The organism is Rhodospirillales bacterium (genome assembly GCA_016712595.1).
GTDB lineage: Bacteria > Pseudomonadota > Alphaproteobacteria > Rhodospirillales > Defluviicoccaceae > Defluviicoccus.
Window position 1 is genome coordinate 454,005 of record JADJQT010000001.1, and the last position, 25,060, is coordinate 479,064.

Consider the following 25,060-nt stretch of genomic DNA (forward strand, 5'->3'; position numbering starts at 1 on the left):
GTGCGGAAGCGTGGACAATTCGAGTTCCGACTGTCTAGATTGAACCACGAACCGCGAGACGAACATGGCACGTTCGACGAATTTCGATAGCGACCTTGTCGGCCAACTCCTGATCGCGATGCCCGGAATGCGCGATCCGCGTTTCGTCAAGTCAGTCATCTATATATGCGCTCACAGCGCCGAGGGCGCTATGGGGCTCGTCGTCAACCGGACGATCGACTCGCTATCTTTTGCCGATATGCTGAAACAGCTCGGCATCGAGGCCTCCGACATCCAGCCGACGATCCGCATCCATTGCGGTGGGCCGGTCGAAACCGGGCGTGGCTTCGTCCTGCATTCGCCTGATTACAAGCAGGACGGCACCCTCGTCGTTGCCGCCGATGTCTCGCTGACCGCGACCACCGATATCCTGCGGGCGATCGCCGGCGGCGAGGGACCGCGCCGACATCTGCTCGCGCTCGGCTACGCCGGTTGGGGGCCGGGCCAGCTTGACGGCGAAATCCGTGCGAACGGCTGGCTCCACGTTGCTGCCGACGATGACTTGGTTTTTGATCAGGACCTTGAGTCCAAGTGGGAGCGGGCAATGGCCAAACTCGGCATCGATCCGCGAATGCTTTCCGAGGAGGCGGGTCACGCCTGATGCCGGTTCGTTTGCGAATCGTTGGTCGAGCCCATCCTGGTGTTCGAACCGCACGGGCACGATGTGCATAGTTTGACGGCAATTCGGGCGATCGACACGCCACGAACGAGAGCGGTGGCGGGGATCGGCGCCGTCGGCTGCGTCTGATGTGCGCTCGATGCCCGTAATTACAATCGCTTGATGAGCGCTGTAACAATAAATACACGTATCCACAGTTTCGGTGGATAACCCTGTTGATGGAGCGTCGGGGAGCGACCTAAGCACTGCCGTGCGGCGATAGTTTCGCTGAATGCCTGCCGATGATGCGCCGTACGTCCGGCTGCCCCGATTCGCCAGGGCTGGACTCGTCGCACCCAAGGGCTTAGGTGCTAGGCGCGGGACAAAGCGACAGGGAGCGGTTTCGAGAGTGTCCGAAAAACAGTTGATCCTAGCCCTTCCCAAGGGCCGAATCCTCAAAGAGGTCATGCCCGTACTGCGCGCCGTCGGCATTGAGCCGGAAAGCGCGTTTGCCGACGAGGACGCGCGCCAATTGCGCTTCACGACCAACATACCGAACATCAACATCATCCGGGTGCGCTCGTTTGACGTTGCCACGTTCGTCGCCTTCGGGGCGGCACACCTCGGTGTTGCCGGCAATGACGTGCTGATGGAATTCGACTATCCCGAAATCTACGCGCCGCTCGATCTCGACATCGGCCACTGCCGGCTATCCGTGTGTGAGCCGGAAGGGCTTTCGGCCGAAGACGACCCGCGTACCTGGAGCCATATCCGGGTGGCGACGAAATACCCTCGCCTCACGGCCCGGCATTTCGCCGGTCGCGGTGTCCAAGCCGAATGCATCGTCTTGAACGGTGCTATCGAACTCGCGCCGGTGCTCGGGCTGAGCCAGCGTATCGTCGACCTCGTCTCATCCGGAGCCACGCTCAAGGCCAACGGCCTCGTCGAGGTCGAGCAGATCACGGCGATTTCATCGCGTCTCGCCGTCAATCGCACGGCGTGGAAAACGCGCCCGATCGAGATCGGCGGCTGGATCGAACGTTTTCGCGGAGCCATTCATGCCCGTGCTGCTTGACCTTGCGAGTCCCGACTTCGAGCGGGACTTCGCTGCGGTTTTGAGCGCGAAGCGGGAGTCTGCGGAAGACGTCGATGCCGTCGTCGCCGCGATTATCGCCGACGTGCGGACGCGTGGAGATGCGGCCGTCGTCGATTATACTCAGCGTTTCGATGGCGTTGCCCTTCAACCGTCGCAGGTACGCGTGAGCGAGACGGAGATTTCCGCCGCGCTTATGGCGTGTCCCATCGCAACGCTGGAAGCCCTCGAACGGGCCGCCGCGCGGATCCAGGCCTTCCACGCGCAACAGCGTCCGGCAGATCTCGATGTCACCGACGACGAGGGCGTCCGCCTCGGCTGGCGTTGGACACCCATCGAATCGGTGGGGCTTTATGTACCGGGTGGGAGCGCCGCTTATCCTTCCTCGGTGTTGATGAACGCCGTGCCGGCCCGCGTTGCCGGATGCCGCCGGCTGGTGATGGTGGTGCCCGCGCCCCGTGGACATCTCGCGCCCTTGGTCCTGGCGGCGGCGCATATCGCCGGGATCGACGAGGTCTATCGCATTGGCGGTGCGCAGGCGATCGCCGCCCTTGCCTACGGCACCCAAACCATCGGCGCCGTGGACAAGATCGTCGGTCCAGGGAACGCTTATGTGGCCGCCGCCAAACGGCGGGTGTTCGGACAGGTCGGCATCGATATGATTGCCGGCCCGTCGGAGGTGCTGATCGTCGCCGATGCGGCCAACGATCCGGCGTGGATCGCCGCCGATCTGCTGGCGCAGGCGGAGCACGATGCGGCGGCACAGTCGATTCTGATCACCGATGACCGAGCCTTTGCCGAAGCGGTCGATAAAGCCGTGATCGGTCATCTCGCAACGCTCTCCCGCAAGGCCATCGCCGAGGCGAGTTGGCAGGCCAATGGTTGCATCATCCTCGTCGATTCGCTGGATGACGCGCCAGCGCTGATCGATCGCCTCGCGCCTGAACACCTGCAACTCGCGATCAATGATTCGTCGTCATTTTTGACGCGCGTCCGCAATGCCGGATCGATCTTTCTGGGCCGGTTCACTCCGGAAGCGCTCGGCGATTATGTCGCTGGTCCGAATCATGTCCTGCCGACGGCGCGCAGTGCCCGCTTTTCCTCCGGGCTCGGGGTGCTCGACTTCATGAAACGCTCGACATTCCTCGGCTGTGACCTGGATGCTCTCTCCCGGCTGGGGCCGACGGCAATCACGCTGGCAAACGTGGAAGGCCTTGACGCGCACGCCCGATCCATTTCGATACGTCTCAACCATCGGTAACGAGGCTGTGGCGGAAACATCGGCTTCGTTGCAGAAAGATGAACAGGGCGAGCGCATCGTCCGTATCGTGCTCGAGGAAAGTGCGCACGTCCGGCTCAGTCCGGCGGTTGAACATGAGCGCCGTGCGGCGCTTTACGATTTGATTGAGGACAATCATTTTTCACTGAGTGGCCCATTCAACGGCCCCTACGTTTTGCATCTTGCAAATGACGGGGAGCGGTTGAACTTTGTCGTCTGTGACGATCTCGACCTTCAACTCACCCGATTTTCCCTCTCGCTCGCGATCATGCGCTCTGTCATCAAAGAGTATTTTCTAGTGTGCGAAAGTTATTTTTCTGCGATCAAGACGATGACGCCCAGTCGTATCGAGGCGATCGACATGGGGCGACGCGGTCTGCACAACGAGGGCGCTGAACTCCTGCGCGAGAGGCTGGCGGACCGGGTGAAGATGGACAAGGATACATCACGTCGCCTGTTCACGCTGGTCTGTGTGCTGCACATTCGGCGCTGACGAGGAAACCCGCCCGCATGTCCGCGCCCGCCCCGCAACGCTCGACTGAACAGCCCCGGTTATGCGGCGAGCCAGCGAGCATCCTGGCGGGTTCAGCGCCGCTAGAGGCGTGAGCGTGCCGTGGCGACAAACTCGACCGCTGTGCTGTTCGCCTGCACCCACAATGCGGTGCGCTCACCGATGGCGGAAGGAATCCTCAAACACTTGATCGGACATCGTATCTACGTCGATTCGGTGGGGGTGCGACCGGGCGAAATCGATGGATTCGCCGTCCAGGTAATGGACGAGATCGGCATTGATATTGCCCGGCACCGACCCAAAGCCTTTGATGACCTGGAAGACGATTCGTTCGATGAGGTCATCTCGCTATCTCCGGAAGCGCAGCACCGCGCCGTCGACATGACCCGGGTGATGGCGTGCGACGTCACCTTCTGGCACACATTCGATCCGTCGGTCGTCGAGGGTAACCGGGATACGCGGTTGGATGCCTACCGGCAGGTGCGCGATCAGCTCATCCGTCGGATCAAGGAACACTTCTTGATTACCCCGATGGCGGACCTTTAAATCCTGGCAAGAGGATCGGACAGGAGGCCGCAAGGGGTGTCACCCTAAGACCGATACCTCCGAACGTTAAACTTGAAAGACAGGATTCCCGCTGCTTATTTGTGTGATATTACCGCTGAGAGGGGGTATTCGGTGTCTCTGTTGGCGACGCCGCTGATGTCCTCCGGTATTTCGATGCTGGTCGCACTCGTGACGAACCTGGAGGGTAGGGTAAAGGGTGCGTACGTTTGAACGACCCCGAGAAGTGGGGCAGAGCGTATCGCCCGACCGGGCGCAAGGATCAATCGCCGACCGAGGCCAGCACCGATGACCGAGGCGACTGCAGGCGGAGAACCGGCCGAGAAACCGGTGGAGAAATCGAAGGGGGGATGGGCTAAGGCCCGATTGCCGAGGCCGACTTCCACCACCACCGCGGAAGACGCGTTGGCCGCCATCGTCCTTGCGTGCGTCGAGCACATGCGCGCCAACGAGGCGTGCGTGCTGGCGCGATTGCATGAAGAAGGCGTGCATCAGACACGTGTTGCCATCCGACGGCTGCGTTCGTGCCTGGCCCTTTATGAGTCCTTCATCCCGACGGAACAGCGAGACTATCTGACCGGTGAATTGAAGTGGCTGATTGGCGAACTCGGCCCGGCACGCGATTGGGACGTGTTCGTGGCCGATGTTTTGGCTCCAGTCGAAAAACAGCTCGAGGGAAACACCGAGTTGGCGCTTCTGCACGAGCGGGTAGAGGCGCATCGGGATGAGGCCTATGCCCGCGCGCAAGTGGCGGTCGCATCTCACCGTTACCTCGGTCTGATCCTGCTGTTACAGTCTTGGGCGGATAGCCGGCGGTGGAACGGGGCAGGCTCGGCCGATCGAGCGGCATTGCTGCGAGCGAGTGCGCTCGATATCTCGCGCGACATGTTCGATGAAATCTACACGCAGCTCTGTGCGACAGCCGAGGACTTCGCCCAACTCGAGCCGAAAGACCGGCACAAAGTCCGAATTCAGCTCAAGAAGATCCGCTACGCGACGGAGTTTTTCTCCTCGCTCTATCCGGCGCGTCGGGTCACGCCCTATCTTGCCGCGATGAAGCAATTGCAAGATGACCTGGGCGCCAGCAATGATATCGCCGTTGCGCGCAAGCTGTTGAAAAATGTAATCAAGCAACACGATGGGAAGGTGCGCACCCGGCTGTCATACGCTGCGGGTCTCGTTGTCGGCTGGCATAGCCATATCAGTAACGACCGCGAGCAAGATCTCGTGCGCGACTGGGCGCGGTTCTCCGCCCGTCGCCCGTACTGGGGGACGGCCTCGATCGCCGCACGGAATGCCCGCCCTATCGCGACATCAAAACCGCCTTCGGCCGACACGCTTGACCCACCGCCCGAACTCGATGACGCTGAGACAAGCTCGGGAGACGGTCCGAACGCCGAAACGCCGACAGCCATTGAGGAAACGGCCCGACGCCGTCCGGGTAATCGCCGCACGCAAATGGGATGAAGCGCGCGGCAGTCTGTTTTATCGCTTGGTGACCTCCCTCGCTGACCGGTCATCATTTCTCGATACCATTAATTTCGGGTGCTTTGTTGCGGCTCCAGTGGGTTGCCCACTTGGTGTGACCGACGCCGTAAGAACTGGCACTTTCTGGGTGGGAGCGCGATTGTGGATCCGGTTCCGCGAACTACCGGTCGATTGGATGGCCTTGGAGAGGAAAGGCCGCAACGCCGTGTCTGGCTCGTCGTCGGCGACAAGCTGGGGGATAACGCGCAGGTCGAGATCGTCGCCGATGCTCTTGGCTGGCCGGTCGAGCGTCGGACGTTGCGCTTTCTCCCGCGATACATCACCGGGAAGCCGCCGTTCAAGGCCTCTCTCTACCATGTCGATCTGCAGGCGTCGGATTCGCTGTCACCACCGTGGCCGGACCTCGTTCTGACGGTCGGCCGTCGGCCGTCGATGGCGGCGATGTGGATCAGGCAGCAATCGTCGGGCGGCACGAAGGTGGTGATTGTCGGCCGGCCGCGCCGAATGTTACGGCAGTTTGATCTGGTCCTGGCGACGCCGCAGTACCGTCTGCCCGAACGCGAGAATGTGCTGCGCCTCGACTTACCGTTGATGCGAATTGATCCGAAGAGGATCGCCGCGGGCACCGCGGCCTGGCGCGAGAAGCTGGCGGCGTTGCCGCGACCGTTGACCGCCGTTCTCGTTGGCGGCCCGACCAAGCCGTTCGTCTTCGACGCCGCGGTCGCCCGCACATTTCTGGATTCGCTGCGCAAAACCTGTGGAGAAGACGGCACGCTGTTTATCACCACCAGTCGGCGTACGCCGGCGCCGGTCATCGAGGCGCTCGAATCCGGCCTGCCACCTGGCGGGTGCATTTTCCGCTGGCGGGCCGATGTGACCGACAACCCCTATCAAGGACTGCTGGGCCTTGCTGACCGGTTTGTCGTTACCGGCGACAGCGTCTCGATGCTTGTCGAGGTGGCGCGAGTCGGCAAACCGCTCGCGATCTTCGCGTTGCCGGTGGCGGAAGGGATCTGGCATGGGGTGAAAACGCGCCTCGCCGACCTGTTCCAACCGGCGCCCGGCGACGGGCGCGCCGGCCCGCTGGTTCGACTGGGCGACACGCTATACGATCTCGGGATCGTTGGCTATTCGCGAGAATTTGAGGCCGTCCATGGTGCCCTGATCGACGGAGGGTTCGCCGTGAGGCTCGGACAGCCGTTCGCAACGCCGAAGGCGCAGCCGCCCGACGACGTGCCACGCGTGGTGCAGCGGATCCACACTCTGTTCAACGATCGGTGAGGACGTCTTGTTCTCACAGGGTCGTTCTGTTAATTCCAAATCAGGTCTTTGTTGGGTGACAATGGACGTGCAGACGTGAAACCAACGGTTTTCATTCAGACGAATCACAAACAGATCGTGGGCGCGCTCGTCGCGGAGTATTCGCTGAAGCGCAATTCCAGCCACGCCGATGCGTTTGACGTGCGGATCATGCACACGAAAGACTATCCGTTCCTGTTGGCGCGGGAAGGCCAGGAATACCTCCGCGACGGTGTCAGCCGTAGATGGCACATGGAAGACCTGCAGTCGTTCACACCGACGCGCTTTCTGCCGCCGCAGCTCATGGGCTATGAGGGTCGTGCGGTTTCCATCGATCCTGATGTTTTTGCCGTCGCCGACGTCTGGGACCTGCTGACGCGCGACATGCACGGCAAGGCGATCATGGCGCGTCCCCGCTCCGGTTATAAGGAGAAGAAGGGGGTCATGGCGACGAGCGTCATGCTGCTTGACTGTGCCAAGCTGCGGCATTGGACGGTCGAGGAGCAATTCGCCGAGCTGTTTGCGCGCAAACGGGACTATGCCAAGTGGATCGGCCTGCTTTACGAACCGGCGGATACCATCGGCCTACTCGAAAACGAGTGGAACGACCTCGACAAGCTGTCGCCGGCGACGAAGATGCTGCATACGACGAAGCGCAAGACCCAGCCGTGGAAGACGGGGCTGCCGGTCGACTTCATGCTGCCGGAAAAGCCGTCCGGCTTCGCTGTGCTGGGCTGGCTTAATCAGGTCCGTCGCCGAGTCTTCGGTGATTACGCCTTCCTCGGCCATTACGTTCCCCACCCGGACCCGAACCAGGAGCGGTTTTTCTTCGGTTTGCTGCGCGAGTGCGTCGACAAAGGAATCGTGAGCGAGGACCTGTTGCGCGAGGAGATGCGTCAAAACCACATTCGCCATGACGCGTTCGAGGTTCTAGAAAAAACCATACCGCTCGCCGCTTGAGAGACGATGTGGCGCCTTTATCCGATGACTTGGGTGTGGTTGCTGGTTTATCGCAGGTCACGCGTTCGTATCGCGCCGATTTTCCAATCTTCGGACGCGAGGTAAACGGACGCCCGCTCGCGTATCTCGATACTGCGGCAAGCGCGCAGAAGCCCCGTGCCGTGCTCGACGCCATGCACGAAGCCTACGCCTATCACTACGCGAATGTTCATCGTGGCGTACATACGCTCGGCTACGAAGCAACCGCCGCCTTCGAGGCCGCCCGCGGCACTGTCGCACACACGATCAACGCGCGTAGCGCCGACGAGGTCGTCTTCGTTCGCGGCGCCACCGAAGGGATCAACCTGCTCGCCGCGAGCTTCGGCAGTCGGCTGGTCGCGGGCGATGCTGTGGTGATTTCCGAACTCGAGCACCACGCCAACATCGTCCCCTGGCAGATGTTGCGCGAGAAGTGCGGTATCGATCTGCGCATCGCGCCAATCGGCGATGATGGGGCGCTGTGCCTCGAGCGGTTCGCTGCATTGCTCACACCCGGTGTGCGGCTGGTTGCCGTCACCCATGTTTCGAACGTTCTGGGGACGGTTGTTCCGGTTTCTGAGGTCATCCGGCGCGCCCATGCCTGCGGATCGTTGGTTCTCATCGATGGATGCCAGGCGATTGGCCACCGCTCTGTCGATGTCCGGGAACTGGACGCCGATTTCTATGTCTTCTCCGGCCACAAGGCTTATGGGCCGACTGGCATCGGTGTGCTTTGGGGCAAACGGGAGATTCTCGAGACGCTGCCACCGTGGCAAGAGGGCGGCGAGATGATCGAGAGCGTGAGTTTTGCGCGGACGACGTTCAAGAAGCCCACATACCGCTTCGAAGCGGGCACGCCGGCGATTGTCGAGGCGATCGGACTGGCCGCGGCGCTCGAGTACGTCTTCGCCATCGGCGTTCCTTGGATCGAGGCACACGAGCGTGCGTTGACGACGTATGCGATCGAGCGCCTCGGCCGAATTGACGGGGTGCGCGTCCTGCCCGGAGGAACAGGACAGGCGGGAATCCTGTCGTTCGAGATGGCAGGTGTTCACCCGCACGATATTGCCACGGTCATCGACCGATCGGGCGTCGCCGTGCGCGCGGGCCATCATTGCGCCCAGCCGTTGATGTCCCGGTTGGGGGTAACGGCGACCGTCCGCGCCTCGGTTGGCCTTTATACGCATGAAGGAGACATTGACGCGCTCGCAGACGGGCTGGGCTGCGTGCGGGAGATGTTCGGCTGATGCGCCGGGACCTACAAGAGCTTTATCAGGCGGTCGTGCTTGATCATGCACGCTCTCCACGAAACTTCCGCCGGGTGGAAGACGCGACCTGCCATGCTCATGGCAGCAACCCGATGTGTGGCGACGAGGTGACCGTCTATCTTGCGGTGGGCGAGGACGGCGTGATCGACGACGCCGGCTTCGAGGCGAAGGGGTGTGCTATTTCCCTCGCCTCGGGGTCGATAATGACCGAAGTTCTTGTCGGTCGGACACCAGCGCAGGCCGAGCGGCTGTTCGAGGCGTTTGAGCGACTGTGCACGGGCGCCGACGACGGCGATTTGGCGCCAAGCAACGCCGCCAGCGCCTTGACCCCGGACGGGGCCGCAGCCCTGGACCGGCTAAGGGTACTTGAGGGTGTGCGCTCGTTTCCGGTTCGGATCCGCTGCGCAATCCTCCCCTGGCAGGCGATGCACGCCGCGCTCTCGGGTCGCGGGCGCACCGACTAGCCGTTGTTTCTGTTCACGAGGTCAGGATCAGGCGAGCGTCGGCGCCGCGCGGGTCAGCTCAGATCAAGTGCGTACCGCTTCAGGTCGTCGAGTGACACGTACTCGAGGGCGCGTTCATGAGTCGCCGTCAGCGAGACTTTCGGTGCCATGCCGGCGTCGAGCGCCTCACGCCAGCGCGCGGCGCAAAGACACCAGCGATCACCCGGCTGCAGGCCAGGAAAACCGGATGCTGGAACCGGCGTCGAGAGGTCATTGCCGCATTGTTTGCTGAAGGCGAGAAAATCCGCCGTGACCTGAACGCAGACGACGTGCGCCCCATAATCGATCGGCGATGTCTCGCAACTGCCGGTGCGGAAAAAGCCGGTTTTCGGTCTGCAGCTGCATTCCGACAGTTGTTCGCCAAGGACGTTGCGCTGGCCGCCGGATCGGCCTGAATCGCCATCACGCACGATGGAACTCTCCCGCTATATAATCGCTCATCCGTGGTTTCGCGGCTCGCCGATCATAGCTCCTGCGCTCAGCAGGCCTGTCGCACCGCAACCACTTTCTGGTAAAGCCCCCCGAAGTAGGTCTCTTTTGTCCAGTGAAAGCGCTCGGGTTGGGAGGCAAAATCGACGATCTCGCGCTCGATCAAGCCCGTGGCATAGGGTTCCAGGAGGCGAAAGACGAGATGCATCGGTCCGCGCAGCGGATGCCACCGACCGACCCGATGGTAATCGACAAACACGACCTTGCCGCCCGGCTCGACCTTGTCAAGCAGCGCATCGACGACCGCATGCTTTTGTGCGTCGGGAATCTCGTGAAGGAGAAAGAAGCAGCAGACCCCGTCGTAGACACCACCGCCCGGTGCCGCGGCATCGGCGACCCGCGCGTGCGCGTGCGGGTACTCGGAGATCTTGCGCTGTACGTGTGCCACCTGTAATGGCGCGATATCGATCACGTCGAGGTGGCCTTGCGGGCCGACCTGTGCGGCGAGCTCGGGCGAAAGGTTGCCGTAGGCGCTTGCCGCCTGCAACACGCTCTGGCCCGGTTCGAATTCGACGCGGGCGGTGCGGATCAGCCGGGGAAGGTTTCCCCACAGGATGGCCGTTAGCACCACGCGGTTATCGAGCAGTAACAAGCTTGCTGGTGTGAGGTACGCCCATGTGTAGGTGTTGACCAGATAATCCGGTAGACCCGGACGTTCCGCTTCGAGTGCCTCGATGCGTTTCGCTTTGATCCCGCCGTCCATTCGGCCTCCCGGTGCCTTCGTTGTGCGCGGGGGATACACTGAATCTGCCTTTTGTGCAAAGCGCAAAAGCCCTGATTTGGACGATTAGTGCAATTCATTCGCAGTCTGCGCGGAGATTGATGGTGGTGGCAGCACGGAAAAAAGCAGCGCGGGCCGCCGCCGCTTGCGGCGAGCGTGGACAGGGACGCCCGTGGCAGCGTACTGTGCGGCGCATTCACACCCGTGCGTGCCGCGCGGGTATTAGGCATGTTCATGCGTCGTCTTTGCTTTCTTCTCGCAACTTCGCTGCTGGTCGCTTTCGCCCCGGGACCATCGTCGGCTGTGGATTTGCAGCCGCATCGAGCCGTCTATCGCATGGTGCTGGCGAACACCACGCACAATTCCGACGTCGTCTCCGCTGATGGCGTGATGGTGTATCGCTTCGCCCGCGGTTGCGACGGCTGGACGGTGGAAAACAGGACCTTCCTACGGCTGTTGCGCGATAATGAGACCGAGTCGGACTCCCTGTGGTCGTTTGCCAGTTGGGAATCCGTCGATGGGCGGAGCTTTCACTTTCACGCACGCTACGAACAGGACGGTAAAACCATCGAGAAGCTGGAAGGAGAGGCGCAGCTGAAGCGTTTCGGCGCGGGGCGCGCCCGGTTCTCCGAGCCGTCCGGCACGGAAATCCGGCTGCCGATCGGGACACTCTTTCCCACGGAGCACATCCGCCAGGTGCTCGCCGCAGCGGCAAAGGGCAAGCATTTGCTCAGCCGCACCGTTTTTGACGGGGCCAGTCTCGATAATCCCTACGAAATCAGCGCTGTAATGCGCCCGCTCAGTCCGACGGATGCCGAGACATTGGCAAAGAACGTGGGCCTCGCTGTCGAGCCGTCGTTCTGGACGCGGATGGCGTTCTTTGCGCTTGACGATTCGTCGCCGGAAGCGGAATTCGAAATGGATGCGAAATACCGGGCCGATGGGATCGCCGATCAGATCATTCAGCAGTTCGACACCTTCTCGCTGGACGTTCGCCTGAAGGAAATCGAGCTGCTGCCGCCACCGGATTGCTGATCGCCTTCCGTCATTCCGTCTCGTTCTGCGGCCACAGCCACGCGGCCCCCCGCACGCCACTGGAATCACCATGGTGGTTGGGTCGGAGCGCCGTTTCGATGCGATCGGACAGCACCCACTGCTGCCAGATCTTCGGTACGTCCTCATAAAGTTTTGCGATGTTCGACATGCCACCGCCCAAAACGATCACGTCCGGATCGAGAACGTTGATGATCGTGGCCAATGCCCGCGCCAGGCGGTGTACATAGCGTTGGAGGGCGTGCTCCGCCTGAGGCTCGCCGGCTGCGGCGCGCGCCGCGATCTCGGTGGCGGCGAGCGTCATGCCTGTGGCGGCGCGATAATCGGCGGCGAAGCCGGGGCCGGAGAGGAAGGTTTCGATACAGCCGCGTTTTCCGCAATAGCAGGGCGGGCCCGGTCGTTCGTCATCCTCGATCCATGGCAGCGGGTTGTGGCCCCATTCGCCGGCGATGGCATTCGCGCCAGCGAGCGGCGCACCATCGATGACGATGCCGCCGCCGACGCCGGTGCCGAGGATGACGCCGAACACGACGCCGGCGCCCGCTGCTGCACCGTCGGTCGCCTCGGACACCGCGAAGCAGTTGGCATCATTGGCGAGGCGGACAGGCCGCCCCAGGCGATCCGCGAGGTCGCGGTCGAGCGGATGGCCCATCAGCCAGCCGGCATTGCTGTTCTTGATCCGGCCGCTCGCCGGCGAGATCGCGCCTGGAATGCCCACGCCGATACTTCCAGTCGTGCCCACCTCTCGCTCGAGGCGCTCCACCAGGGCGGCAACAGTATCGAGGGTTGCCGCATAGTTGCCACAGGGGCTCGGCACGCGCACTCGGGCAAGGGTCGCGCCGTCCTTGCCGAGAGCAATGCCTTCGATCTTCGTGCCGCCAACATCGATGCCGATGCGCATACGCTCAACCTCCGTGATCACGACCACCACGTAAAGGAAAAGGGCACGTAAAGAAAAAGGGGGCGCCTTCGAAAAAGTGGTTCGTTCGACAAAATGCGATTGCCCCGACCCTGAGGGCATTTGCCCTTGCCTGCGAACGGCAGGCCTTCATAGTGTTAACGACGCCACGAATGCGATGCCCTGTGTTCCGCCAGACGATGACCCACGCGTCTTCCACCGCCGCAATCGCCGACCTCGTGGCTCCCGCCCCTGGAGAGATGCGCGCGATCGCCGCCGGTGTGTACTGGCTGCGTATGCCGCTGCCCTTCGCGCTCGACCATATCAACCTTTGGGTGCTGGATGACGGCGAAGGCTGGGTGATCATCGATACTGGCATTGCCACCGTGGACGTGCGCGACGCTTGGCAGCGCTTGTTCGTCGGCCCCCTCGCCGGCCGGCGGCCGCGGCACCTGATTTGCACCCATTTTCATCCGGACCACATGGGGCTCGCCGGCTGGCTGTGCGATCGCTGGGGTATGCCGATGTCGGCGACGCTTGGCGAGTGGGCGTTCGGGCGGATGCTGGCGATTGAAGACGACGAGACCCTGCGCGGCACGGCCCTGGCGTTTTACCGACGCGCCGGCTTCGATGACGCGCGCCTGCAACTGGTCGCCGAGCGCGGCAACGCCTATCGCCGCCGGGTCGAGCCCATTCCGTCGTCGTTCCGTCGTCTGCGCGACGGTGATGTGTTCGATATTGATGGGCGATCCTGGCGCGTCATCGTCGGCCTCGGCCATTCACCGGAGCACGCAAGCCTTTATTGCGCCGAGACCGGCGTGCTGATCGCCGGCGACCAAGTGTTGCCACGGATCAGCCCGAACATCAGCGTCTGGCCGCAAGAGCCCGGCGCGGATCCGTTGCGGCTCTACCTCGCCTCGCTGAAGCGATTTGCTGATTTGCCTGCGGAGACGCTGGTTCTGCCCAGTCACCATGCGCCGTTCATCGGTCTGCGCGGGCGTCTGGCCGAGCTTGCCCACCACCACGATGCCCGCTTGGCGGACACGCTCGCACTGTGCTCAACCCCACGCACCGCGGCCGACCTTCTGGAACGCTTGTTTCGCCGCCAACTCGACGACCATCAGGTTTTCTTCGCCGTGGGCGAAGCATTGGCGCATCTGCACTACCTCGAGCGCAACAACACCCTTCGCCGCTTCGCCGATGCAAACGGACGTGAGATGTTCGTGCGCGACTGACCGCAGAAGCGTTACTCAGCGTAACGATGCGCGATGAATCGACGGAGTTGAGTAGTCTTCAACGGGCGACATCGGCGATACGCCGTTGACCTGACCGCCGGCACAATAAATTTCGTAAAGCGTCGCCATGATCATCGACGCCTCACTTCCGGCGAGGGAATAGAAAATCGTTTGAGCCGATCGGCGCGTCTTAACCAAACTATCCCGTCGCAGGCGGGCGAGATGCTGGGATAGAGCGGATTGGCTCAGTCCAACGATGCGCTCAAGTTCTCCTACCGACCGTTCACCGTGCACCAGTTGACATAAGATCATCAGCCGATGCGGGTTTCCCATCGCTTTGAGCAGGGCGCTAGCGCGCCGTGCGCTCACGTGCAGCGCTTCAACATTCACCGCTTTTCACCGAATTCCAGACTGTAACAAACTCCCTGGGTGCCCGCCAATTTTTGTCTGACGAACTTGCGCGCTCTATTCCGGCGCTCTCTCCCAAGATATACTAGTCATGCTCGGCGTCGGTTGCCACCGTTTATTTTGGCTTGGTGCGGTCAATCGGGATCAGCACCCCAACTCGCGCGAATACGGCGCAGGAGTGGGGTGCAAGGAGGGCAAAGACGATCGTCAGACGTTTACCGCCCCGCCTTCGATGGCGGCCAACGAGGAGGTGGGAATCGCAGATACGTCGATGACGACCTTGCCTGTGGCTTGCCCTGTTTCAAGCCGCCGATGTGCTGCTGCGATATCCGCCAGCGTGAACCGCACAGAATCAACGATTGGCTTCAGCCGGCCGGAATCGGCCAGCGCCGCCGCCGCGGCGAGGATGCGCCCGTGCTCGTCCCGTCCCTCGCCGGTCAGCATCGGCAGCAGCATGAAGACAACATGCAGCGACAGGCCTTTCGCGTGCATCGGTGAGAGGTCGGCCGTGTACTGCGAGACGATGGTGACGACCTGACCGCTGGGGCGCGCTGCGGCGAAGGACGAGGCGATGTCGCTCCCGCCGGTGGCATCGAAAACGACATCGAAGCCGCGACCCTGCGTAAGGCGTTCTACATAGTCGTCGACGGACTCGGCACGATAGTCAATCGTTTCGTCGGCGCCGAGCGAACGCGCGAGGGTGGCCTTGAATTCGTTTGACACCGTCGCTGCGACCCAGGCGCCGCGTGCCTTGGCGAGTTGAATTGCAATATGCCCGACACCGCCGGCGCCACCATGAATGAGCACGGTCTGGCCCGAGCCGACTCCGGACCGCTGCAGAGCATCCGAAGCGGTGATGGTGACCAGCGGAAGCGCGGCGGCGTCGCGAAACGGCAGCTTCGCCGGCTTTTTCGCCACGAGCCGCGCGTCCGCGGCAATCATTTCCGCGTAGGTGCCGGGCATTCCCTTAACGCCGCCAGCGCATCCGAAGACCGCATCGCCAGGCGTGAAGCCTTCAACGCCTGTTCCGATCGTTTCGACGATGCCGGCGAAGTCGCAGCCGAGAACAGCCGGCAGCGCTGGTGCGATGGCTGGCCCGGCCCGGCGCAGCTTATAGTCGACCGGGTTGACGCTGGCGGCGACGATACGGACGAGGACCTCTCCGGCTTTGGCCGAGGGGTCGGGCAGGAGCGCCTCTTCAAAAACCTCCGGCCCACCGAACGTCCGGATCATTTGTACCTTCATGGTCTCCTCCTTATCAATTCCTGTGATAGCGCGGACGTGGGAGATATGTGCCAGCTTTACCAGTACGGTCATGTTTGTGTTATAGTATTGTTTTTGATACTATAAAGGCTTCATGCGGCACATATGTTACGATATCAACCGGGGCTGTCCCGTCGAGGCCACGCTTGAGGTCATAGGCGGCAAATGGAAGGGCGTGATCCTCTATCATCTCCTGGAGGGCACCCGCCAGTTCGGCGAGTTTCGCCGTCTGCTGCCAAACATCACGCAACGGATGCTGACGCTGCAACTTCGCGAGCTCGAGCGCGATGGGCTGATCAATCGCAAGGTCTACGCGCAAGTGCCGCCGAAGGTAGAGTATTCGCTGACCGACGCTGGTCGCAGCCTGTCGCCGATCATCCTTTTGATGCGCGAATGGGGCGTCGCGTTTCTCGCATCACAGGCGCAGGCCAACGCCGCCGCCGCTGGCTTGCTGCGGCGGCCGGCGACCCCTCAGGGGGCAGGGAACGGAGCGGATCAGGCCCGTGTCGCAGTGCAGTCTGTGCCGGTGTCCGTGCCGCGGTGAGGAGTGATGATCGATCGTGGGGCGGCTGTCTAAAGGGCCGTAGGAATGCAACCTGCCCGCTTGGCGCATGTCCTACCGGAAGTTCTGCCCCCGCTCTGAACGCAAAAGGGCCGCAGCATTGCGCTGCGGCCCTTCGATGATCGAGTGCGACGGGCTGGACTAGAAGTCCATGTCGCCCATGCCGCCCATGCCGCCCATGCCGCCGCCCGGCATCGGCGGGGCCTTCTTCTCCGGCTTCTCAGCGACCATGGCTTCGGTGGTGATCAGCAGCGAGGCAACCGAAGCTGCATCCTGCAAAGCCGTGCGCACGACCTTGGTCGGGTCGATAATGCCGGCCTTGAACATATCGAGATACTCTTCGCTCTGCGCATCGAAGCCGAGATTGAGGTCGTTCTTCTCGATGAGCTTGCCGGCAACGACGGCACCGTCCACACCGGCGTTCTCGGCGATCTGCCGCACCGGAGCCTGGAGCGCCTTGCGGATGATCTCGATGCCGTGCTTCTGGTCGTCGTTGTCGACGGTGAGGCCGTTCAGGGCGCGGGCTGCGTAGAGCAGCGCAACGCCGCCGCCGGGAACGATGCCTTCCTCGACCGCGGCGCGGGTGGCGTGCATGGCATCGTCCACCCGGTCCTTCTTCTCCTTCACCTCGGTCTCGGTGGCGCCACCGACGCGGATCACGGCAACGCCGCCCGCCAGCTTCGCCAGCCGCTCCTGCAGCTTCTCTCGATCGTAGTCCGAGGTGGTCTCCTCGATCTGCGCGCGAATCTGCGTGCAACGGGCCTTGATGTCGTCGTGCTTGCCGGCGCCTTCGATGATCGTGGTCTCTTCCTTGGTGATGACCACCTTCTTCGCGGTGCCGAGCATCTCGAGCGAGACGTTCTCGAGCTTGATGCCGATGTCTTCGGAAATCACCTGGCCCGAGGTCAGGATGGCGATGTCTTCCAGCATGGCCTTGCGGCGATCGCCGAAGCCCGGCGCCTTGACCGCCGCGACCTTGAGGCCGCCGCGCAGCTTGTTGACGACCAGCGTCGCCAGCGCCTCACCCTCGACGTCCTCGGCGATGATCAGCAGCGGCCGGCCGGACTGGACGACGGCTTCGAGCACCGGCAGCAACGGCTGCAGACCCGACAGCTTCTTCTCGTGGATGAGAATGAACGGGCTCTCAAGCTCGCAGTTCATCTTCTCGGCATTGGTGATGAAGTAGGGCGAGGTGTAGCCGCGGTCGAACTGCATGCCCTCGACCACTTCCAGCTCGCTGGCGAGGCTCTTCGCTTCTTCGGCGGTGATCACGCCTTCCTTGCCGACCTTCTCCATGGCGCGAGCCAGCATGTCGCCGATCTCTTTTTCGCCGTTGGCGGAGATGGTGCCGACCTGGGCGATCTCGGCGTTGGTCGAGACCTCGCGGGAGCGCGACTTGAGGTCCTTGATCACGGCTTCGACGGCGAGGTCGATGCCGCGCTTGAGGTCCATCGGGTTCATGCCGGCTGCGACGGCCTTGGCGCCTTCGCGGACGATGGACTGGCCGAGAACGGTCGCGGTGGTCGTGCCGTCGCCGGCCTCATCGGAGGTCTTGGATGCGACTTCGCGCAGCATCTGCGCGCCCATGTTCTCGAACTTGTCGGAGAGCTCGATCTCCTTAGCGACGGTCACGCCGTCCTTGGTGATGCGCGGTGCGCCGAAGCTCTTCTCGAGCACGACGTTGCGACCTTTGGGTCCAAGTGTTACCTTCACCGCGTTGGCGAGGATATCCACCCCGTGCAGCATGCGCGCGCGCGCATCAGATCCGAATTTTACGTCTTTAGCGGCCATAATGGCAGTCTCCCAAGAAGCGGATGATCAGTTATTGAATGACGCCGAGAAGGTCGGATTCCTTCATGATCAACAGGTCTTCCCCGTCGATCTTCACTTCCGTTCCCGACCACTTGCCGAACAGCACACGATCACCGGCCTTGACGTCGAGGGCGACGATTTCACCCGCCTCATTGCGCGCGCCGGGTCCAACAGCAACCACCTCGCCTTCCTGCGGCTTTTCCTTTGCCGTATCAGGAATAATGATGCCGCCCTTGGTCTTTTCTTCCTGCTCGACGCGTTTTACGACCACACGGTCGTGCAGCGGCCGAAATTTCATTTTTCGTCCTCCTTATAAGACTCGGAATCTGCAAATCCACCCGGATTATTAGCACTCGGTTCGGGTGAGTGCTAATCAGATAGCTTCGCGTCCTGACTCTGTCAAGGGACGCCGTTTGATGACGAGCGGGTTCGCGAGCTCGATTGCTGCAGGCGATCGAATTGGTAGCCGGCGCCGTGGCACCCATATCGTGACAGCGATATGATGCGGTGGATGTCCGGTTGCGCGGCGGGCGTCGGCTTTGCGAAGGAGGTGACGGTGGTTCCCGACGAGTCCGCAGGCTTCCGTCACAAAGGTGACGCGGTTGTCGATAATGAGCTTATCGCCGTCCGCATGCCCGCGGTCCATTCTTGTCCGGCCGTCTTCGCCTCACCTCATAGTGGCGCTTACTATTCGCCGGCGTTTCTTGCTGCGGCACGCCTCGATCATTTGCTTCTTCGTCGTTCCGAGGATGCGTTCGTCGATGAAATTTTCGCTGCCGCCCCGGATTTTGGCGCCCCTCTGCTGAAGGCGTGCTTCCCACGCGCATACGTCGATCCCAACCGCGAGCCATTTGAGCTCGATCCTGCAATGTTCGATTCGCCGCTGCCCGGCTATGTCAACGTCTCATCGCCGCGCGTCGTCGCCGGACTTGGCACGATCGCGCGTGTCGTCGCCGATGGCGAAGAAATCTACCGCGCGAAGCTGCAGTGGGATGAGAGCAGGAAACGCATCGAGACGCACTATTTTCCCTATCATCAGGCGCTGCAGGCACTGCTTGCGCAGACACGCGAGCGTTTCGGCTGCTACCTGCTTATTGACTGTCATTCCATGCCGTCGATTGGCGGGCCGATGGATGCCGATCCGGGCTCGCGGCGCCTCGATATTGTATTGGGCGATCGCCATGGCACCTCATGTGCGCCGGCGATCACCGCGTTGGCCGAACGCGTGCTCAAAGGGCACGGGTTCAGTGTCCGTCGGAATATTCCTTATGCTGGTGGATTTACCACGCATCACTATGGCCGTCCGCTGGACAGCCTGCACACATTGCAGATCGAGGTAAATCGGGCGCTGTATATGGACGAACGACGCATCCGTCCGATCGCTGGCATGGAACGTGTTCGCGCGGCAATCACGGATCTGATCAAGACCATATGCGCGCTCGATGCGGCGGTGTTGACGGGGTGGCGCTGATTGCCGGGTCGGCAGGAGTGATTCTGGCGAATTCATCCGGCTGAATTCGGGGTATCCATTGTACATCACCGGCAGTTGCCATCCTGTGTATTTGTAGTCGGCCACCGATCGCAACGCTTCATTGAGGATCGCGTCTCGACGCTTGGTTTTGAGAGCAACGGCGTCGACGGCGATTGCGACACTCACCTCTAGAGCGGTTTCCACTCACTCTGGCTCATATCCTGCGGGGGTGAAGAAGTTTGCGCATTCGGCTGGTGTGAATAGATCGATGAGCGAGCCGATGGTGCGCCAGAGGCCGTCGACGGTGCGTTCGGCGGCTTTTCGGAGCAGGGGGCTTCAGCTTGGCGAACGCGTTTTCGATCGGGTTGGAGTCCGGGCTGTAGGGGGGCAGGAACCGCAACTCAGCGCCGGCGGCTTTGATCGCCGTGCGGACGGCGGGCGATTTGTGGCTTGAGAGATTGTCCATGATCACGATGTCGCCTGGCTTGAGCTCGTGCACGAGGATCTGGTCGACATAGGCATCGAAGGCCCGCTGGTTGATCGGGGCGTCCAGCACCATGGGCGCGACGATGCCCGACAGCCGCAGACCGGCGACGAACGTCGTCGTCTTCCAGTGGCCAAACGGCACGCCTATGCGCAGCCGTTCACCGCGCGGGGGCGCGGCCATGGGTGCGTGCGATGGCGGTGGACGCCCAGGTCTCGTCGATGAACACCAAGCGGTCCGGATCGAGATCGGGCTGCGCCTCGAACCATGCCAGCCGGCGCATCAGGACATCCGCACGGTCCTGCTCGGTCGCGTGTCCGGTCTTTTTTTGCGCGTGATGCCGCGGCGCTGGAAGAAACGGTGGACGGTACCGATGCCGACCGGCGTGCCCCGTTCGGCCAACTGACGCTGCACTTCGACCAGCGTGATGTCACGCTGCTCTTTCCACAGGCCCAGGATGAAGCCCGCCTGCGCTTCAATCCGGTGCGAATTCTTGTCGCCGCCCTACACACCGCCCGGCGTCGCCGGCCTCGACCGCGCCGGATCGATCCCCATGCCGAGCCGCCCGAAAGCGGTCTCGGACCACCAGACGCAGCAACAATCCCCATAGCTCGGCCATCCGCGGGTTCGTTCAATCCGGCTTCGATGAGGTCGCGCCGGCGCACGCCGAAGACCTCGTCCGCGACCTCACAGAAGCCTCCAGATTCAAGGCTGGCAAACGAGATGGAGTTTGCATGGGGTCGGCGATAGCGCTTCGCGCGGACTTCGACGGGATCACGCTGCGCAAGCTGGCGCGGCAGAGCCGGGACGCGAACCAGAGCCGGCGGTGGCGGGCGCTGGCGCAGCTCAGCGAGGACGGACCGATCCCTGCGGTGCACGGCGTCGTACGCTGGCGGCTGGTGGATTTGATCGCGTGGGTGTGGGAGGAGTTCCGGATCGTCGTCGCCAAGCAGACGCTGAGCCGGGTGATCCGGTCGATGGGCTATCGCAAGCTCTCCGCCCGGCCGCGCCATCACGCGCAGGACCCCGCAGCGGCGGTGGCTTTTAGAGCGTTTTTCGATCAATCTGGGTCATATCCGCATGAACTGAAGTAGTTGGCGCATTCGTCTGGCTGGAAGATGTCGACGAGTTTGCCGATGAGGTTCCACAGGCCCGTGACGGTTCGCTCTCCGGCCTTTCTGAGCATGGCCTTAAGGCGTGCGAAGGCTTTCTCGATCGGATTGAAGTCGGGGCTGTAGGGCGGAAGGAAGCATAAGGTTGCACCTGCTGCTTCGATGAGGTCACGCGCCGATGCCCGCTTGTGGCTCGACAGGTTATCCATGATGACGATGTCGCCGTGCCGCAGTTCGGGCGCCAGAACCTGGTTCACATAGGCCTCGAAGCAGTCGCCGTTGATGGGGCCATCAAGCACCATGGGCGCGACCATCCCGGTCATGCGCAGCCCTGCGACCAGCGTGGTGGTCTTGCGATGCCCGTGCGGAAAGCCCATCCGCAATCGTTCGCTCTTCGGGCAGCGGCCATGACTGCGGGTCATGTTGGTGGCGGTCCACGTCTCGTCGATGAACACGAGGCGCTCGGGATCAAGGTTGATCTGGCCATCGAACCAAGCTTGGCGCTACCTCAGGACGTCCGGGCGGTCCTGCTCGATCGCGTGGCCGGTCTTTTTTGCGAGTGATGCCATGGCGCACGAAGAAGCGGTGAAGACCCGCCTTGGAAACGGCCGAACCGGCTTCGGCTAACGCAATACGCAGTTCGTCGAGCGTGATGTCCTTGCGGGCTTCCCACAAGGCAAGGATGTCCTCCCGCCGCTCCTCGACCCGGCGCGAACGCATGTCTCCACCCTGCGGCTTGGGGGCAAAGCTCCCGGTGTCCCGCCGCTGCGCCTGCCATCGGATCGCCGTCGAAGGCGCTACCCCGAACCTGACCGCCGCCGCTCGGCAACTCATCCCACCATCAATAGCGGCCAAAAGCCGCGAACGCAGATCCATCGAAAGAGGCTGACCCATCCATGCTGGCCTCCTGCCCCAGCATGCACGATGATCACATTCGAGCCCCCGTGGGAATCCCCCCGCGATTCACGCCGCTCGAAATCCGCTCTAATCTGACGCGTTCGTCGGCCAGGCCCGATCAGGTTGGGTGCGCAACGTCAAGCGGATAGTGGCGTGAATAATTGAAACATAATCCGCTCCCGCCAGACGCAATGAAGAAATCTTCGCTTGCGATATTTTTCCTCGCGACATCAGCGAGACGGCGTAGTGCGATATTCTTAAGAGTATAAGAGTTAACCCAAGAGTGAAATTGCCATTTTTTGCATATCTAAACGCACTAATTATAAAATAATAATTTGTCATACAGTAAATATTATCAGTGCTACGTGCGACAGACACACATATGTGATTATCACTTATAAGCAAAAACATATTTATGTTGACTGTTTATGATGCGTAATACACGCGCCGTCATGATCAAAAAACTAGAATTTGTGTAAAAAACTAACGCTTCGTTACTATGAAAATACGTGCATGGAGGAGGATGTTAATATGACAACGACGCCAACCCTGTGGGGGTCTGAGGTAACGTTTTCAAATTTTCTATTTGATTCTGCGCCTCATGTGGCCGCGCTCAGTGACAACTCGTTTTCTATCGCGTGGGAGCGAGATAGTGTCGACCTCGTTGGGCGGCATTTCAATGAACTTGGCAGCTTCACTGGTGGTGATTTCCTGTCCGTCCTGTCTAATTCCACGACCAAAGAACTATCTGGCCCGCAGATCTTTCAACAGATCGATGGCCGGGTGGTGGTCAACTATACGGAGGAGTTCAGCACTGGCGACCACGACATCCGCTGGCACAGCGTGAACGAGGCCAATCCGGACGCGAATTCGTTTGCGACCGAGTTTACGTCCAGCGAAGAAATTCTGCTCGACAGCACGCCGCGCACCGGCGGGGGAGCTGCCAACGTCTTTATCTTCTCGAATGGCGTCTCTACGAATCTCGTGCTGCGGTTTACCGATCCGATCGGCAACCAAGCCAGCAATGCCATTTTCGTCGGTCCCCATGCCGGGGAAGTTCAACAAAATGCAACCGTCGCCGGGCTGCACACCGGCTTCGTCGCCGTTGCCTATGAGAACGTCAATGTGACGTCGGGTGCCCGCGATGTTCGTTTTCACACCTATACGCCCGCAGGGGCCGATGTCTCCGGCGAGGTGATTGTCAGCAATTCCGGCGCAAACGCGGCATTCCCGGATATCACCGAATTGCACGATGGTTCATTCGTGGTGGCATGGCAGCAGAACGACGGGATTGCCTTTCGAAGGTACATCGGCAATGGCACTCCGGTCGATTCGGGCCCGCACGTGATTTCTGGTTCCTCGGGTTTCCTGCCGCAGATCACCGCGCTTAATGATCAGGGGTTCATCATTGCTTGGACAACCATCGACGGTACGGAGAGCGACGGCTCGCCGGATCTCGACATCGTCCTGCAACGCTTCGACGTCAGCGGCAACGCCATTGGCAACCGTGTACATTTCGATGATCCGGGGGACCAGGGGCTGTTTGGAATGAGCATCGCCACTCTCGATGACGGCCGCGTTATCATCGCCTACAACAGCGAGACTGGTGATGCCACCAATGTGACGACGCTCAACTATCGGATTGTTGATCCGCGCGACGGAACCATTTTCGGCACCAACGACGGCGATCATATCGTCAGCCGGGAAGATGGCGCACACATCATCAGCGGCCTCGGCGACGACAGGTTAACCGGCCGGGAAGCTGCCGATGTTCTTGACGGTGGTGACGGCCTCGATACCCTCATCGGTAACGGCGGCAACGACAGCCTCCTTGGCGGCGCGGGCCGCGATTCCCTGGACGGTGGTGCCGGAAACGATACGCTGATCGGCGGTGGCGGTCCCGATACGCTCGTTGGCGGCGCAGGCAACGATATCTACCGCGTTGAAAGCCCGGGCGATGTCGTGACCGAGGCCAATGGCGGCGGTGTCGATCGGGTCGAAAGCAGCATCACCTACACGCTCGGTGCCAACGTCGAGAACCTCACGCTCACCGGCGGAGCGGCGATCAATGGCACCGGTAACGCGCTGGACAACACCATCGTCGGCAACGGCGCCGCCAATATGCTCTCGGGCCTGGACGGCAACGATTCTCTGGTCGGCGGTAGCGGCAACGACACCCTGATCGGAGGACTTGGCAACGATACCATGCGAGGCGGCCTCGGCGACGACGTCTTTCGCGTCAACGTCGCCGGCGACGTTGTCACCGAAGCCAGCGGTGGCGGTCACGACCGGGTGGCCAGCAGCATCACCTATCACCTCGGAAATAACGTCGAAGACCTCACGCTGACCTTCGGTGCTGCGGTCAACGGCACCGGAAACGCGCTGGACAATACTATCGTCGGCAACGGCGCCGCCAACACCCTCTCCGGCCTGCAGGGCCGGGACCTGCTCGACGGCGCCGGCGGAAGCGACCATCTCCTTGGCGGTATCGGTAACGATACGCTTATCGGTGGCCTTGGCACGGACGTTCTCACTGGCGGCGACGGCGCTGACCGCTTCGACTTCCGCACCGCGGGCGAGGCCGGACTTGGCGCCGCGCGCGACGAAATCACCGACTTCGTCTCCGGTGTCGATCGCATCAACGTTGCGAACATCGACGCCAACGTCCTGACTGCCGGCCATCAGCAGTTCGTGTTCATCGGCAGCGCGGCGTTTACTGGTGCCGGGCAGATCCGTTTCGCGAATGGCGTGATCGAAGGCAACATCGACGGCGACGCCGCAGCCGAATTCCAGATCGCTCTCGATCACGGCCACGTCGTCGCCAGCGACTTCATCTTCGCTTCCTGATGGGCCGGAGGGGCGGCGCACCTTGTGCAGGGTAGGTCGCCCCACTTTTCGCCCGCCAGTGGATCGAGTCTAACGCTTGGTCAGGGTCTTCGGTTCTCGCTGACCTGACGTTGCTCCCGAATTTCCTATCCATCGCGCCATTCTGTTAAAGCCCTCGGCTACCTTCAACACAGCCTCATTTTCTCAAA

General features: G+C 61.8%; 24 protein-coding genes and 1 pseudogene. 16 read left to right on the forward strand and 9 right to left on the reverse strand.

The window, feature by feature from the left end; all coding sequences use genetic code 11:
• Positions 1-64: 64 nt before the first annotated feature.
• The 10 genes from IPK66_02025 to IPK66_02070 all read left to right on the forward strand — a co-directional run bounded on the left by IPK66_02025 (position 65) and on the right by IPK66_02070 (position 9,581).
• Positions 65-640, forward strand: a complete 576-nt coding sequence (locus IPK66_02025) for a YqgE/AlgH family protein (GenBank protein ID MBK8174111.1) — start codon at positions 65-67, stop codon at positions 638-640.
• Between the two features lie 289 nt (positions 641-929).
• A complete protein-coding gene (locus tag IPK66_02030) occupies positions 930-1,712 on the forward strand; it encodes an ATP phosphoribosyltransferase (GenBank protein ID MBK8174112.1) in 783 nt (260 codons plus the stop codon).
• Entirely contained in the window at positions 1,696-2,991 is a 1,296-nt protein-coding gene (gene hisD, locus IPK66_02035; GenBank protein ID MBK8174113.1) for a histidinol dehydrogenase, read from the forward strand. Before IPK66_02030 ends, hisD begins: the two co-directional genes overlap by 17 nt.
• Positions 2,891-3,502 (forward strand): UPF0262 family protein, encoded by a 612-nt coding sequence (locus IPK66_02040; protein ID MBK8174114.1) that lies wholly within the window; start codon positions 2,891-2,893, stop codon positions 3,500-3,502. The genes hisD and IPK66_02040 overlap by 101 nt, the downstream gene beginning before the upstream one ends.
• 180 nt (positions 3,503-3,682) lie before the next feature.
• Positions 3,683-4,066, forward strand: coding sequence for a low molecular weight phosphatase family protein (locus IPK66_02045; GenBank protein ID MBK8174115.1), 384 nt, complete (start codon positions 3,683-3,685; stop codon positions 4,064-4,066).
• A 306-nt stretch (positions 4,067-4,372) separates the two neighbouring features.
• The gene (locus tag IPK66_02050; protein ID MBK8174116.1) at positions 4,373-5,551 is read left to right on the forward strand and encodes a CHAD domain-containing protein; all 1,179 of its coding nucleotides are present in this window, start codon (positions 4,373-4,375) and stop codon (positions 5,549-5,551) included.
• A gap of 162 nt (positions 5,552-5,713) precedes the next feature.
• Positions 5,714-6,853, forward strand: coding sequence for a mitochondrial fission ELM1 family protein (locus tag IPK66_02055; GenBank protein MBK8174117.1), 1,140 nt, complete (start codon positions 5,714-5,716; stop codon positions 6,851-6,853).
• Positions 6,854-6,928: 75 nt separating this feature from the next.
• Entirely contained in the window at positions 6,929-7,831 is a 903-nt protein-coding gene (locus tag IPK66_02060; GenBank protein MBK8174118.1) for a hypothetical protein, read from the forward strand.
• A gap of 29 nt (positions 7,832-7,860) precedes the next feature.
• The gene (sufS, locus tag IPK66_02065) at positions 7,861-9,096 is read left to right on the forward strand and encodes a SufS family cysteine desulfurase (protein ID MBK8174119.1); all 1,236 of its coding nucleotides are present in this window, start codon (positions 7,861-7,863) and stop codon (positions 9,094-9,096) included.
• Positions 9,096-9,581 (forward strand): SUF system NifU family Fe-S cluster assembly protein, encoded by a 486-nt coding sequence (locus tag IPK66_02070; GenBank protein MBK8174120.1) that lies wholly within the window; start codon positions 9,096-9,098, stop codon positions 9,579-9,581. The genes sufS and IPK66_02070 overlap by 1 nt, the downstream gene beginning before the upstream one ends.
• 53 nt (positions 9,582-9,634) lie before the next feature.
• On the opposite strand, the gene IPK66_02075 is transcribed toward IPK66_02070, so the two are convergent.
• Together IPK66_02075 and IPK66_02080 are read right to left on the reverse strand one after the other, a co-directional pair.
• Positions 9,635-10,030, reverse strand: coding sequence for a DUF2237 domain-containing protein (locus IPK66_02075; protein ID MBK8174121.1), 396 nt, complete (start codon positions 10,028-10,030; stop codon positions 9,635-9,637).
• Positions 10,031-10,098: 68 nt separating this feature from the next.
• A complete protein-coding gene (locus IPK66_02080; protein MBK8174122.1) occupies positions 10,099-10,812 on the reverse strand; it encodes a class I SAM-dependent methyltransferase in 714 nt (237 codons plus the stop codon).
• Between the two features lie 246 nt (positions 10,813-11,058).
• On the opposite strand from IPK66_02080, the gene IPK66_02085 reads away from it, so the two are divergent.
• Complete coding sequence (locus tag IPK66_02085) at positions 11,059-11,865, forward strand: DUF1849 family protein (GenBank protein MBK8174123.1); 807 nt, start codon at positions 11,059-11,061, stop codon at positions 11,863-11,865.
• A gap of 10 nt (positions 11,866-11,875) precedes the next feature.
• On the opposite strand, the gene IPK66_02090 is transcribed toward IPK66_02085, so the two are convergent.
• Complete coding sequence (locus IPK66_02090) at positions 11,876-12,784, reverse strand: ROK family protein (protein ID MBK8174124.1); 909 nt, start codon at positions 12,782-12,784, stop codon at positions 11,876-11,878.
• A 197-nt stretch (positions 12,785-12,981) separates the two neighbouring features.
• On the opposite strand from IPK66_02090, the gene IPK66_02095 reads away from it, so the two are divergent.
• On the forward strand, positions 12,982-14,016 hold the full coding sequence (locus IPK66_02095; protein ID MBK8174125.1) for an MBL fold metallo-hydrolase: 1,035 nt from the start codon (positions 12,982-12,984) through the stop codon (positions 14,014-14,016).
• Between the two features lie 15 nt (positions 14,017-14,031).
• On the opposite strand, the gene IPK66_02100 is transcribed toward IPK66_02095, so the two are convergent.
• Positions 14,032-14,406: a winged helix-turn-helix transcriptional regulator gene (locus tag IPK66_02100; protein MBK8174126.1), complete on the reverse strand. Its 375-nt coding sequence runs from the start codon at positions 14,404-14,406 to the stop codon at positions 14,032-14,034.
• A 225-nt stretch (positions 14,407-14,631) separates the two neighbouring features.
• Entirely contained in the window at positions 14,632-15,669 is a 1,038-nt protein-coding gene (locus IPK66_02105; GenBank protein ID MBK8174127.1) for a zinc-dependent alcohol dehydrogenase family protein, read from the reverse strand.
• 112 nt (positions 15,670-15,781) lie between these two features.
• Between IPK66_02105 and IPK66_02110 the strand changes: the two genes are divergently transcribed.
• Positions 15,782-16,231, forward strand: coding sequence for a helix-turn-helix transcriptional regulator (locus tag IPK66_02110; protein ID MBK8174128.1), 450 nt, complete (start codon positions 15,782-15,784; stop codon positions 16,229-16,231).
• Positions 16,232-16,390: 159 nt separating this feature from the next.
• Here IPK66_02110 and groL read toward each other — a convergent pair whose 3' ends face one another.
• A complete protein-coding gene (gene groL / locus IPK66_02115) occupies positions 16,391-18,040 on the reverse strand; it encodes a chaperonin GroEL (GenBank protein MBK8174129.1) in 1,650 nt (549 codons plus the stop codon).
• Between the two features lie 31 nt (positions 18,041-18,071).
• The gene (groES, locus tag IPK66_02120) at positions 18,072-18,359 is read right to left on the reverse strand and encodes a co-chaperone GroES (GenBank protein ID MBK8174130.1); all 288 of its coding nucleotides are present in this window, start codon (positions 18,357-18,359) and stop codon (positions 18,072-18,074) included.
• A gap of 333 nt (positions 18,360-18,692) precedes the next feature.
• Here groES and IPK66_02125 point away from each other — a divergent pair, with 333 nt between their 5' ends.
• The gene (locus IPK66_02125; GenBank protein MBK8174131.1) at positions 18,693-19,532 is read left to right on the forward strand and encodes an N-formylglutamate amidohydrolase; all 840 of its coding nucleotides are present in this window, start codon (positions 18,693-18,695) and stop codon (positions 19,530-19,532) included.
• Positions 19,533-19,746: 214 nt separating this feature from the next.
• On the opposite strand, the gene IPK66_02130 is transcribed toward IPK66_02125, so the two are convergent.
• Positions 19,747-20,199: a transposase gene (locus IPK66_02130; GenBank protein MBK8174132.1), complete on the reverse strand. Its 453-nt coding sequence runs from the start codon at positions 20,197-20,199 to the stop codon at positions 19,747-19,749.
• 551 nt (positions 20,200-20,750) lie between these two features.
• Here IPK66_02130 and IPK66_02135 point away from each other — a divergent pair.
• Positions 20,751-21,110 carry a winged helix-turn-helix domain-containing protein gene (locus IPK66_02135; GenBank protein ID MBK8174133.1) on the forward strand — a complete coding sequence of 120 codons (360 nt, stop codon included), beginning with the start codon at positions 20,751-20,753 and terminating at the stop codon, positions 21,108-21,110.
• Here IPK66_02135 and IPK66_02140 read toward each other — a convergent pair.
• A pseudogene (locus IPK66_02140) lies at positions 21,077-22,022 on the reverse strand (IS630 family transposase). The gene IPK66_02135 and the pseudogene IPK66_02140 overlap by 34 nt on opposite strands.
• A 1,551-nt stretch (positions 22,023-23,573) precedes the next feature.
• On the opposite strand from IPK66_02140, the gene IPK66_02145 reads away from it, so the two are divergent.
• On the forward strand, positions 23,574-24,872 hold the full coding sequence (locus IPK66_02145; protein MBK8174134.1) for a calcium-binding protein: 1,299 nt from the start codon (positions 23,574-23,576) through the stop codon (positions 24,870-24,872).
• Positions 24,873-25,060 lie beyond the last annotated feature (188 nt).